Source organism: Solirubrobacter deserti (assembly GCF_027587175.1).
GTDB lineage: Bacteria > Actinomycetota > Thermoleophilia > Solirubrobacterales > Solirubrobacteraceae > Solirubrobacter > Solirubrobacter deserti.
This window is the reverse complement of the sequence record NZ_JAPCID010000026.1, coordinates 41,434-52,430: the sequence shown is the minus strand read 5'-3', so window position 1 is coordinate 52,430 and position 10,997 is coordinate 41,434. Positions and strand designations below refer to the sequence as shown.

The window sequence follows — 10,997 nt, the reverse complement described above, 5'->3', positions numbered from 1 at the left end:
CCTGTAAGAGCAACGAACACCCCGGCCCTCACCGGGGTTTGCCTCAATTGCAGCGCGGGGGGCGCTGGATGACAATCACAGAAGTGTTGAGGTCGCTACACGGTGCGGCAGCTCTGACAGCAGCCGTGCAGCGTGACGTCGTGATCGGAGACGTCGAACGACACACGGGCGGCCAGTGCGTGGATGGCGTGCTCGAGCGCGGCGTCCTGGAACGGCTCCAGGCGTCCGCAGCCGTCGCACACGAGGTGGTGATGGTGCTCGTGGGCCGCGTCCCCCCGCTGCGGCTCGTAGCGCGCGACGCCGTCGCCGACGTCCACACGGGTGAGCAGGTTCAGGTTCACCAGCTCGTCGACGACGCGGTAGATCGACGCGCGCCCGACGCGCCGGCCGTCACCCGTGCGCAGGCGATCCTCGATGTCCAGCGCCGAGAGCGCGCAGGGCTGCTCGCTCAACAGCTCGATGACGGCCTCGCGGGCGCCCCCGCGTCGGTATCCGGCTCCGGACAGCTTCTCCAGAGCCTGCTCGGACCACTCTGCCATCGCGCTCAATGATAGGCGCGGGCCTGGGGCGTCCCGACGTCGCGCAGGTCGGCCTCGATGCGCTGCGCGGTGGCCAGCAGTGGCGGCAGCAGCGTGGTCTGGACCGCTTCGCGGGAGGCGCGGCTGGCGTGCGCGGACACGTTGACGGCGGCCACGACGGCACCGTCGCGTCCGCGCACGGGCGCGGCGACCGAGCGCAGGCCCTCCTCGAGCTCCTGGTCGACGAGCGCCCAGCCCTGGGCGCGGATCGTGGCCAGCTCCGCGGTGAGCGCCTCCGGGTCGGTGAGCGTCCGGGGCGTGAGCGCGCGCAGGTCCGCGCGCGCGAGGTAGGCCTCCAGATCGGCGTCCGGGAGCGCGGCGAGCAGCACGCGGCCCATCGAGGTCGCGTGGGCGGGGAAGCGCGTGCCGACGTTGATCGCCACGCGCATGATGCGGCTCGTCGGGACGCGGCCGACGTAGACGATCTCGTCGCCGTCGAGGACCGAGACGCTGGAGGACTCGCGCACCTCGGCCGCGAGCCGCTCCAGGTGCGGTTCGGCGATCTCGGGCAGCGTGAGGCTGGACAGGTACGCGTAGCCGAGCTCGAGCACGCGCGGCGTGAGCGCGAACCGCTTGCCGTCGGAGCGCACGTAGCCGAGCTGTTGGAGCGTGAGCAGGAAGCGCCGCGCCGCCGCGCGCGTGAGCTCGGTGCGGCGGGCGACGTCGGCGAGCGTCAGCTCCGGTTCCTCGGCGGTGAAGGCCTTGATGACGGCGAGCCCGCGCTCGAGCGACTGGACGAAGTCACTCACTCGTTGAGGGTCTGGTTGGCGATCGCGACCGCGGAGTTCGCGGCGGGGACGCCGGCGTAGACCGCGGTGTGGATGAGCACCTCGAGGATCTCCTCGTCGGTGAGCCCGTTGCGCTTGGCGGCGCGCACGTGCATCGGGAGCTCGTTCTCGGCGCGCAGCGCGGTCAGGATCGCGAGCGTGATGCACGAGCGGGTCCTGCGGTCCAGGCCGGGGCGCGTCCACGCCTCGCCCCACGCCGAGCGGGTGATGTACTCCTGGAACGGGCGGGTGAAGTCCGTGGCGTTGTCGGTCGCGCGGTCGACGTGCTCGTCGCCGAGCACCTCGCGGCGGACCTTCATGCCGGCTTCGTAGCGGGGATCGTCCATCAGCTCAGGTGCTCCCGGATCAGGTCGGTGACGACGTCGGGGCGCTCGACGTTGAGCAGGTGCGCGCCGGGGTCGACGACCTCCAGGCGCGCGTGCGGGATCGCGCCCGCGATCACGGCGCCGTGGTCGTCCGGCGGGGTGGCGGGGTCCTGCGCGCCCGCGATGACCAGCGTCGGCGCCTTGACGTGCGGCAGCCCGTCCGTCTGGTCCATCTTCTCGATGATCCCGCAGCAGCTGGCGTAGCCCTCGTCGTCGACGCCGACGAACATCTCCCGCCACGGCGTCAGGTCGTGCCCGGCGCGATAGTCCGCGGTGAACCAGCGCTCGAAGGTGCCGTCGACGATCGCCTCCGTGCCGTTCTCCCGCACGGTCTTGGCGCGGTCGATCCACAGGTCGGCCGGGCCCATCTTGGGCGAGGTGCACAGCAGGACGAGCCGGTCGACGCGCTCGGGCGCGTTGATGCCGAGCCAGATCCCGGTCATCCCGCCCAGCGAGAGGCCCGCGAAGTGCGCCCGCTCGACCTGCAGATGGTCGAGCAGGTCGAGCACGTCGCGGCCCGCGTCGTCGATCGAGTAGGGCCCGGGCGGCGTGTCGCTGCGGCCGTGCCCGCGCGTGTCGTAGCGGACGAGCCGGAACTTGCGGGCCAGCGCCCTGGCCTGCGGGTCCCACATCTTCAGCGTGGCGCCGAGCGAGTTGGAGAGGACGAGCACGGGCGCGTCCTCGGGCCCGGTGACGCGGTGGTACGGGATCATCGGTGCTCCAGTGCGCGTTGGACGAGGGTCGCGGCGGCGCCGGTGTCGCCTTCGGCCCGGGCGGACATCGCGTCCGCGTCGACCTCGAGCGTTTCCAGCGACGTGCGCAGCCAGCTCGCCGCCGAGCCGGTCACGGTCAGCAGCTCGGTGAGCGGGCGCCACTCCGAGTGCCAGGCGCCCGCGGCGCGCTCGTGCTCCTGCACCATCGCCGCGAGCAGCGTCGCGACGAGCCCGGGCGCCTGCTTGGCGCAGCCGAGCGCGGACACGGCCGCGACGGGGTTGTGCTTGTGCGGCATCGAGGTGGAGCCGCCGCCCGCGGCCTCCCGCACCTCGGCCACCTCGGACTGGCTGAGCAGGACGACGTCGAGCGCCGCCTTGCCGACGGCGCCGGCCGCGACGCCGAGCGCCCCGGCGAGCTCGCCGACCCGGCCCCGCAGCGTGTGCCAGGGCAGCAGCGGCCGATCGAGCCCCAGATCCAGGGTGTACGGCGGGTCGAGCGTGCCGGCCGGGCCACCCAGCTGGTAGGCGAGCCGGACGCTGTGCAGTTGGTCGGCGGCCTCGTCGAGCGCGACCATCCAGCCCGCGGCCTTGAGGCCGAACGTGGTCGGCCGCGCCTGCTGGAGCAGCGTGCGGCCGATGATCGGCGTGTCGCGGTGCGCTTCGGCGAGCGCGGCGGCCGCGTCGGCGGCGCCGCGCAGGTCGTGCAGGAGCGGGACGAGCGCGCGCTTGGCCACCAGCATCGCGGCGGTGTCGACGGCGTCCTGGCTCGTCGCGTCCTGGTGCACGGGCGCGTCGGGCACAGCGGCCTTCAGCACCTGCACGACCGCGCCCGCGGGGTTGCCGATCGTCGCCGCGCCCGCGCCGATCTCGGCCGGGTCGTAGAGGTCCGGGTCGCACGCGGCCTCGATCGCGAGCGCGTCCTCGGCGCTGATGAGCCCAGCGCCCGCCTGCGCGCGCGCCAGCGCGGCCTCGAAGTCGAGCAACGCGCGCAGCCAGGCGCGGCCCGAGACCTGCTCGGCTGCGCCGCCGCGCGCGAGCACGCCCGCGAAGACGTCCTCAGACCTTGAAGAAGACGGTCTCACGCTCACCCTGGACGTGGACGTCGAACTCGTAGCCGTCGTCGGCGGGCTGCGCGATCAGCGTCGCGCGCCGCGCCTCGGGGACACTCTCCAGCACCGGGTCGCCCGCGTTGTCCTCGTCGGCGAAGTAGATCCGCGTGACGGTGCGGTTGAGCATCCCGCGCGCGAACACGCTGACGTCGATGTGTGGCGCCTGCTCGCCGTCGACGCGACCGGGCTTGAGCGTGAAGATCTCCCACGCGCCCTCGGCGTCGGTCGGGCAGCGGCCGAAGCCGCGGAACCCGGGGCCGAACTTCCCGTCGGGGTCGGCCTGCCAGGTCTCGATCATCGCGTCGCCGATCGGATCGCCGGCGCCGTCGAACACGCGGCCGTGGATGCGGATGCGGCCGGGCGTGTCGGGCGGCACGACGTCCGGGCCGTCCGGCCACGGCAGCCCGATCGCGAGGTACGGACCCACGGTCTGGGAGGGCGTGGTGCTCACGCGTGCGGCTCCTCGGTCGGCGTGGCCTCCTCGCCGCGCAGGACGATGTCCCAGCGGTAGGCGAGCGCCCAGTGATCCTCGGTGGACTCGTAGTCGAACGCGCTCACCATGCGCTTGGCCGCCCGCTCGTCACGGACGGAGTTGTACATCGGGTCCTGGAAGAACAGCGGGTCGTCCGGGAAGTACATCTGCGTCACGAGCCGCTGCGTGAACGCGCGCCCGAACAGGCTGAAGTGGATGTGCGCCGGGCGCCACGCGTTCGGGTGGTTGCGCCACGGGTACGCGCCCGGGCGGATCGTCAGGAAGCGGAAGTAGCCCTTGTCGTCCGTGATCGTCCGGCCCGCGCCGGTGAAGTTCGGGTCCAGCGGCGACGGCCACTGGTCGACGGCGTGGCGGTAGCGCCCACCGGCGTTGGCCTGCCAGATCTCGACGAGCGTGTTGGGGACCGGGCGCCCGTCGTCCTCCTTGACGTGGCCGTGGACGATGATCCGCTGGCCGATCGCCTCGCCCTGCGGGCCGCGCGTGAGGTCGTTGTCGTACTCGCGCAGCCGGTCCTCGCCGAAGACGGGCGCCGTGACCTCGGTGAGCCGGTGCGGGAGGATGATCAGTGGTTCCTTGGGGTGCCGGAGCGCGGTCGACTTGTACCCGGCGTAGTCCATCGGCGGATGGACCTCTGCGTCGTCGCGGAATCGCGTCATGTCGCCTCCACCACCACCGCCAGGCCCTGTCCGACGCCGATGCAGATCGCGGCGAGCCCCCAGCGGCCGCCCGTGCGCTTGAGCCCGTGCGCGAGCGTCCCGAGGATGCGCGCGCCGGAGGCGCCGAGCGGATGGCCGAGCGCGATCGCGCCGCCGCTCACGTTGAGCTTGTCCGGGTCGAGCTCCTTCCACTCGCGCAGGCAGGCGAGCGACTGGGCGGCGAACGCCTCGTTGAGCTCGACCAGGTCCAGGTCCTCCCAGCCGATGCCCGCTCGGGCGAGCGCCTTGTTGGCGGCCTCCACCGGGCCGATCCCGAACACGTCCGGGTCCACGCCGTGGGCGCCGCGCCCGGCGATCCGCGCGAGCGGCTCACCGCCGAGCGCTTCCCCGCCGATCAGCACCGCGGCCGCGCCGTCGTTGAGCGGCGACGCGTTGCCCGCGGTCACCGTCCCGTCCCGCTTGAACGCGGGCTTGAGCTTGGCCAGCTTCTCGAGCGAGGTGTCGGCGCGGATGCCCTCGTCGCGCGTGAGCTCGGTTCCCGGCATCGGGACGACCCAGCCGTCGTAGAGCCCGTCGTCCCACGCCTTCGCGGCGCGCTGGTGACTCTTGAGCGCGAACTCGTCCTGCTCGCCGCGCTCGATCCCGTAGATCCCGGCGAGCTTCTCCGTGCTCTCACCGAGCGAGATCGTCCACTGCTCGGGCATGTTGGGGTTGACCATGCGCCAGCCAAGCGTGGTCGAGTGCATCGTCTGCGGACCGCTCGGAAAGCCCTTCTCGGGCTTGAGCACGACCCACGGGGCGCGGCTCATCGACTCCACGCCGCCGACCAGCACGGCTTCGGCGTCGCCGGTCTCGATCGCCCGGCTGGCCTGGATCGCGGCGTCCAGCGACGAGCCGCACAGCCGGTTGACCGTCGTGCCCGGGATGCTCGTCGGCAGGCCGGCGAGCAGGACCGCCATGCGGGCGACGTTGCGGTTGTCCTCGCCGGCGCCGTTCGCGTTGCCGAACATCACGTCGTCCAGGCGCGCCGGGTCGAGGTCCGTGCGCTCGAGCAGCGCCGTGACGACGTGCGCGGCCAGGTCGTCCGGTCGCACTCCGGCGAGCGTGCCGCCGTAGCGGCCGAAGGGCACCCGGACCGCGTCGTAGATGAACGCGCTCATGCGGCCACCAACTCTCTCAACGCCTTCAGCTCCTCTTGCGTGGGCGGTTCGGTCGTCTTCAACTCGTCGGCGAGCTTGAGGTCCCAGCCCGTCGCCTCCTGCGCCTGCTCCGCCGAGACACCCGGGTGGACGTGGGTGAGCACCAGCTCGCGCGACTCGGGGTCGGGCTCGAGGATGCCGAGGTCCGTGATGACCTTCGTCGGACCCTTCCCACGCAGCCCGAGGCGCTCACGGGCGCCGGGGCCGTCGCCGTGGCCGACCGACGTGATGAAGTCCACCCGCTCCACGAACGCGCGCGGCGACTGGCGCACGATCACGATCACCTCGCCGCACGACGCGGCGATCTCGGGCGCGCCGCCGGCGCCCGGCAGCCGCACCTTCGGGTTCGCGTAGTCACCGACGACGGTCGTGTTGATGTTCGCGAACCGGTCCAGCTGGGCCGCGCCGAGGAAGCCGACCTCGATCCGGCCGGGCTGCACCCAGTAGTTGAAGATCTCGGGCACGGAGGCGATGTAGTCGGCGGTCTCGCCGAGCATGCCGTCGCCGATCGACAGCGGCAGCCGCGGCGGCTTGGCCCCGATCGCGCCCGCCTCGTACACGAGCACGAGGTCCGGGTTGACCGTGCGGCGGGCGAGGTTCGCGCCCGTGCTGGGCAGGCCGATGCCCACGAAGCACGCGGTCACCTCGCGCAGCTGGCGCGCGGCCTCGACGCTCATCATCTCGTCGGACTCGTAGGAGCTCACAACGCCTCCAGCCACTTGTCGAACTCGGCCTCGTCGCGCGAGGTCGCGTCCCACGCCTTGTACGCGTCGTTGTCGCGGTCGTAGTAGTCCTGCGCGTAGGAGGGCTTCGCGCCGCCCGGCACCTCGCACACGCGCGTGACCACCCAACGCGGCAGCACGACCGAGTACGGCTTGTCGTCGAGCTCGTCGACGATCTCCTCGACGGTGACGATGCTGCGCCTGGCGCCCAACACGGTCTCCTTCTGCACGCCGGTCTGGCCCCACAGCTGGACGTTGCCCTGCCGGTCGGCGCGCTGCGCGTGGATGATCCCGACGTCGAGGTCCAGAGCCGGGACGGCCGTCAGCTGCTCGCCGGTGAATGGGCACGTGATCGGCTTGATCGTGTCCGTGTGGTCTGGCAGCGACGTGCCGTTGTAGCCGCGCAGGACGGCGAACGGGAGGCCGGAGGCGGCCGCCGCATAGCGGTTGGCCATGCCGGCGTGCGAGTGCTCCTCGATTTCCAGCTCGCCCGCCTGCACGGCCGCCCGGAACCGGTGCAGCGACCCCACCCCGGGGTTGCCGCCCCAGGAGAAGATCAGCTTGCGCGCGCAGCCGGCGCCGATCAGCTGGTCGTAGACGATGTCCGGCGTCATCCGCACGAGCGTGAGGTCGCGCTTGCGCTGGCGGATGAGCTCCTGCCCCGCGGCGACGGGGATCAGGTGGGTGAAGCCCTCGAGGGCGACCGTGTCGCCGTCGCGCACCAGGTCCGCGACGGCGTCGGTCAAGGATGAGATCTCGGCGTGTGTTCGCATAGTGAACGCTAGTTCGCAGTGCGAACCATAGCGTGCCTACGGCGAAGTCGTCGACAAGGTGAAGGTCACAGTCCTCGAGTAGCTACCCGTGCGCAGCGGGTCGGTGGACTTGATCAACTGCTTGAACGTGACCGGCACCGCCTCACTGGAGGTCGGCCCCGACCAGGTCGTCCGGCCGAGCTCGATCCGCAGCGGCTCGGCCAGCGTGAACGCGCCGTTGGTCATGTGCCCGGGTTCGGAGTGCGAGAGCGTCGCGTTCTGAGCCGTGCTCGTGACCGTCGCGGTGGTCGTGACCTCGTAGTCGCGGTCGACGCCCGGAGCGAACGGCGGGAACGCGGCCGGCGCGATCGAGAGTGCGAGCGTCGCCGGCACCGTGCCGCCGACCGTCGCGGGAACGAACTCGACCGCGCTCGGCGCGTGGCCCAACGCGCGGCCGCCCGGCCCGTCGGCGAACGTCAGCCAGCGGGCCTTCGGCGGGCCCTGACGCACGCCCGGCTGGCTGTAGTCGCAGACGCCGCCCGGGAAGGTGGCCTGCAGCGTCGCCCACTGCTCGTCGGTGAAGGGCACGGCGTAGTCGCCGCGCGCCAGTGGCTTGAGCTGGCACTTGACGATGTCCAGCGTGTACGGGACGCCCGCCGCGAGCCGCGGGTTGCCGTACGGCGTCCACGTGCCGTTGCAGCTCAGGTCGCCGCGCACGCCGCCGGGCATGAAGCAGCCCTCCGTCGGCTTCTCGCCGGTGTCCAACCAGCGCCGCATCGCGTCGAACTGGTTCGGCACGGCCCCACCCGTGCGCGAGAGCCAGATCACCTGGTTGGCGTGGTGGCCGTTGGAGCGATCCAGCCGCGCGCGGTAGGTGAAGGAGTGGAATGCCGGATGGAAGCCGGTGTCGTCCATCTGCCCGCCCGTCCGGTTGTCGATCTCCGGCAGGTTCGCCGCGCCGGTCGCGCTGTTCACACGCCCGGTCTCGTATGCGATCCGCAGCGCGTCCGGGTCGGCGACGGAACGAGCCGCGACGAAGTTGCCGTCGATGTCGATCCCGCCGACCTTGGCGTTGAGGTCGACGAACTGCTCGGGCGTGATCTGCCCGCGTTGCAGCGCCACCAGCCCGTACTGCACGCCGACGTTGTCGATCGCGAGCTTGCCCTTGCCGTTCGGCGCATCCGGCGTGACGGTGACGCCGAAGACCGCGCGCATGTAGTCCGCGATGCCGCAGCGCTCGCCCGTCGGGTTGTTCACCGGATGCCAGACCTGGGCGGGCTGCAGGCCGCACGCGACGTTCGCGCCCGGGACGAGCTCCGTGCGGTCGGCGCCGAACGCGAGCACCTTCTGCCCGCAGAGGTTGTCCGGGTTGGTGGGGTTCGAGCCCCACACGGGCTGGCGGGAAGCGGCGGTCGGGAACAGCGCGTTGGGCGGCGCGGTCGCGTGCCCCGGCTGCGACAGCGGGCTCGTCGGCCAGAAGTAGTGCATCAGGACGCGGCAGTCGAGCGAGCCCTGCACCTGCGTCCAGTGGTCCTCGAAGGCCTGGCTCGTCATCAGCCCGTTCAGCAGCCCGGGGTAGTTCTCGGCCAGCAGGTGCTGCTGCATCGTCGCCGCCGAGCCGCCCGTGCCGAGCGTGTACTTCACCGGCCCGAAGCGCTCGATCGCGATCTCCTTGGTCATCATCGCCGCCTCGGCGGAGACCACGTCGTTGCAGTTCTGCGCGTAGATGTTCAGGCTCGAGGTCGCGACCGCGAAGCCGGTGCCGAGCGCCTGCACCTGCCGGAGCACGTTCTCCGGTCCGAGCTGGCGGTGCTCGGTGCCGCACGCGCCGCCGAACGTGTAGAGCAGCTTCCCGCTCCACGGCTGCGCGGCCGCGAACGGCTCGATCGGCTTGCTCGGGTCCACGAGCACGGCGAGCTGGTAGATGCCGCGGTTGACCGTGCCGGTGACGCGCTGGACGATGAACGGGACGGTCAGGCCGCGGTCGGTGGTCGTCGTCTGCACGTCGGCCGGTGGGTTCCCGACGTCATACGGCGCGAACTGGTTCGCGGCGTTGCGGTACAGCAGCTCCACCTTGGTCGGCGCGTTGCACTGGGCGTCGGTGGCCGCGCCGAGCGGCGGGTTGGACGCGTTCGGGTTGCAGGCGTAGGGCGTCACCTGTGGACCGGAGAAGATCGGGCCGCCGATCGGGTGGTTGGTGATCGTGAGCCGTTTGCCGGCACCGCCGGCGTCGCGCACGGTCAGGACGTTCTCGCCCACTCGCAAGCCGCTGACGAGGCCGCGTACCTCGCCGTCGCCGGCCACGAACGCGCTCGTCACGTCGGTCCCGTTGAGGTCGACCGTGACCGGCCCGCTGACCTTCGCGGCGACGAGCGCGTCACCGCCCGAGACAAGGTCCGCACGGTTGGACAGCACTTCGAGCGACTGCACCCCGCTCGCGTGCGCGCTTCCCGCGCCCAGCCCTGCGACCAGCAACACGGCGACCGCCGACGCGCGACCGACCATGGCCCTCTCCTCTCCCCAGATGACAGGTGGCCTGAGACTCGTTTCGACAATACTCCTCGTGTCCAGTACTGTCGCCCGCGTGTCCTCGCAGCCGCAGGTGATCACTCCGCACATCGGCTACGTCATCGGTCGGCTGGACCGTGCGATCCGGCGTGAGATCGGCGCGCTCGTCGCCCCCTTCAACCTCACCGTCCCGAAGTACACCGCGCTCTCGATCCTGCGCGACCGGCCCGGGCTCTCGAACGCCCAGCTCGCGCGCCGGACGTACGTGACACCGCAGTCCATGGCCGAAGTTCTCAACTCGCTCGAGGCCGACGGGTACATCGTCCGCTCGCCCGCGGCCAACCACGGGCGGGTGCTCGAGGTGACCCTGAGCGACCGCGGGCGCGAGGTCTTGACCGCCTGCGACCGGGCCGTCGGGCACATGGAGAACGCCATGCTCGCCGACCTTGACGAGGCCGGCCGCGAGCAGCTGACGGGGGCGCTCGTCAACGCGGTCTACCGGCTCGGCGCGGGGTTCGGTCCCCGTTGACAGTAGTCAGGTAGCCGAATACGCTCCTCGCAGACCACCGGCGAGGAGAGAGGTGTGGTGGGCAGTTGCTGGACGTGCACGACCTGCGCGTGAGCTACGCGGGCGCCGTGAAGGCGCTGCGCGGTGTCTCGCTCTCGGTGCCCGAGGGCTCGGTGGTCGCTGTGCTCGGCAACAACGGCGCGGGCAAGTCCACGCTGCTGCGCGCGCTATCCGGCACGCTGCCGGCCTCGGGCGGCGCGATCACGGGTGGCACGATCGAGCTGCGCGGCAAGGCGCTGCCGCGCGACGACGCCGCTTCGATCGCGCGCTCCGGGCTCGTCCAGGTGCCGGAGGGCCGGCGCGTGTTCGCCAACCTCACGGTGGAGGAGAACCTGCGCGCCGGCGGCCTCGCCGCGCCCGACAGGGCCAAGCGGGCCGAGGCGCGCGCGTGGGTCGACGAGCTGTTCCCGATCCTGCGCGAGCGCGCGACCCAGCGCGCCGGTCTGCTCAGCGGCGGCGAGCAGCAGATGCTCGCGATCGGCCGGGCGCTGATGGCCTCGCCCCAGGTGCTGCTGCTCGACGAGCCTTCGCTCGGGCTCGCGCCGA

General features: G+C 72.0%; 12 protein-coding genes and 1 pseudogene. 2 read left to right on the top strand and 11 right to left on the bottom strand.

What is annotated here, in order from left to right; all coding sequences use genetic code 11:
* Window positions 1-95: 95 nt before the first annotated feature.
* From OJ962_RS18375 to OJ962_RS18325, 11 genes are read right to left on the bottom strand one after another with little or no spacing between them, the layout of a single operon-like run.
* On the bottom strand, window positions 96-539 hold the full coding sequence (locus tag OJ962_RS18375) for a Fur family transcriptional regulator (RefSeq protein WP_202954355.1): 444 nt from the start codon (window positions 537-539) through the stop codon (window positions 96-98).
* Between the two features lie 5 nt (window positions 540-544).
* Window positions 545-1,327: an IclR family transcriptional regulator domain-containing protein gene (locus tag OJ962_RS18370; RefSeq protein WP_202954354.1), complete on the bottom strand. Its 783-nt coding sequence runs from the start codon at window positions 1,325-1,327 to the stop codon at window positions 545-547.
* Window positions 1,324-1,692, bottom strand: coding sequence for a 4-carboxymuconolactone decarboxylase (pcaC, locus tag OJ962_RS18365; RefSeq protein WP_202954353.1), 369 nt, complete (start codon window positions 1,690-1,692; stop codon window positions 1,324-1,326). The genes OJ962_RS18370 and pcaC overlap by 4 nt, the downstream gene beginning before the upstream one ends.
* Entirely contained in the window at window positions 1,692-2,444 is a 753-nt protein-coding gene (gene pcaD / locus OJ962_RS18360; protein ID WP_202954352.1) for a 3-oxoadipate enol-lactonase, read from the bottom strand. The genes pcaC and pcaD overlap by 1 nt, the downstream gene beginning before the upstream one ends.
* Window positions 2,441-3,532: a lyase family protein gene (locus OJ962_RS18355; protein WP_270006519.1), complete on the bottom strand. Its 1,092-nt coding sequence runs from the start codon at window positions 3,530-3,532 to the stop codon at window positions 2,441-2,443. Before OJ962_RS18355 ends, pcaD begins: the two co-directional genes overlap by 4 nt.
* A complete protein-coding gene (gene pcaG, locus OJ962_RS18350) occupies window positions 3,501-4,004 on the bottom strand; it encodes a protocatechuate 3,4-dioxygenase subunit alpha (protein WP_202954350.1) in 504 nt (167 codons plus the stop codon). Before pcaG ends, OJ962_RS18355 begins: the two co-directional genes overlap by 32 nt.
* The gene (gene pcaH, locus OJ962_RS18345; protein WP_202954349.1) at window positions 4,001-4,702 is read right to left on the bottom strand and encodes a protocatechuate 3,4-dioxygenase subunit beta; all 702 of its coding nucleotides are present in this window, start codon (window positions 4,700-4,702) and stop codon (window positions 4,001-4,003) included. The genes pcaG and pcaH overlap by 4 nt, the downstream gene beginning before the upstream one ends.
* Window positions 4,699-5,862, bottom strand: a complete 1,164-nt coding sequence (locus OJ962_RS18340; protein ID WP_202954348.1) for a thiolase family protein — start codon at window positions 5,860-5,862, stop codon at window positions 4,699-4,701. Before OJ962_RS18340 ends, pcaH begins: the two co-directional genes overlap by 4 nt.
* On the bottom strand, window positions 5,859-6,581 hold the full coding sequence (locus OJ962_RS18335) for a CoA-transferase subunit beta (RefSeq protein ID WP_202955187.1): 723 nt from the start codon (window positions 6,579-6,581) through the stop codon (window positions 5,859-5,861). The genes OJ962_RS18340 and OJ962_RS18335 overlap by 4 nt, the downstream gene beginning before the upstream one ends.
* A 20-nt stretch (window positions 6,582-6,601) precedes the next feature.
* A complete protein-coding gene (locus OJ962_RS18330) occupies window positions 6,602-7,396 on the bottom strand; it encodes a CoA transferase subunit A (RefSeq protein WP_202954347.1) in 795 nt (264 codons plus the stop codon).
* A 36-nt stretch (window positions 7,397-7,432) separates the two neighbouring features.
* Entirely contained in the window at window positions 7,433-9,880 is a 2,448-nt protein-coding gene (locus tag OJ962_RS18325) for a DUF6351 family protein (RefSeq protein WP_202954346.1), read from the bottom strand.
* A 58-nt stretch (window positions 9,881-9,938) separates the two neighbouring features.
* Between OJ962_RS18325 and OJ962_RS18320 the strand changes: the two genes are divergently transcribed.
* Window positions 9,939-10,412 (top strand): MarR family winged helix-turn-helix transcriptional regulator, encoded by a 474-nt coding sequence (locus tag OJ962_RS18320; RefSeq protein ID WP_202954345.1) that lies wholly within the window; start codon window positions 9,939-9,941, stop codon window positions 10,410-10,412.
* A 74-nt stretch (window positions 10,413-10,486) separates the two neighbouring features.
* Window positions 10,487-10,969, top strand: a pseudogene (locus tag OJ962_RS34465) (ABC transporter ATP-binding protein); the annotation flags it as partial.
* Between the last annotated feature and the right edge of the window lie 28 nt (window positions 10,970-10,997).

Excerpts from the sequence above, each read along its gene's own strand:
- OJ962_RS18375 (WP_202954355.1), bottom strand. The coding sequence starts at position 539 with ATGGCAGAGTGGTCCGAGCAGGCTCTGGAGAAGCTGTCCGGAGCCGGA.
- pcaD (WP_202954352.1), bottom strand. The coding sequence starts at position 2,444 with ATGATCCCGTACCACCGCGTCACCGGGCCCGAGGACGCGCCCGTGCTC.
- OJ962_RS18325 (WP_202954346.1), bottom strand. The coding sequence starts at position 9,880 with ATGGTCGGTCGCGCGTCGGCGGTCGCCGTGTTGCTGGTCGCAGGGCTG.
- pcaH (WP_202954349.1), bottom strand. The coding sequence starts at position 4,702 with ATGACGCGATTCCGCGACGACGCAGAGGTCCATCCGCCGATGGACTAC.
- pcaC (WP_202954353.1), bottom strand. The coding sequence starts at position 1,692 with ATGGACGATCCCCGCTACGAAGCCGGCATGAAGGTCCGCCGCGAGGTG.
- OJ962_RS18335 (WP_202955187.1), bottom strand. The coding sequence starts at position 6,581 with ATGATGAGCGTCGAGGCCGCGCGCCAGCTGCGCGAGGTGACCGCGTGC.
- OJ962_RS18340 (WP_202954348.1), bottom strand. The coding sequence starts at position 5,862 with ATGAGCGCGTTCATCTACGACGCGGTCCGGGTGCCCTTCGGCCGCTAC.
- OJ962_RS18330 (WP_202954347.1), bottom strand. The coding sequence starts at position 7,396 with ATGCGAACACACGCCGAGATCTCATCCTTGACCGACGCCGTCGCGGAC.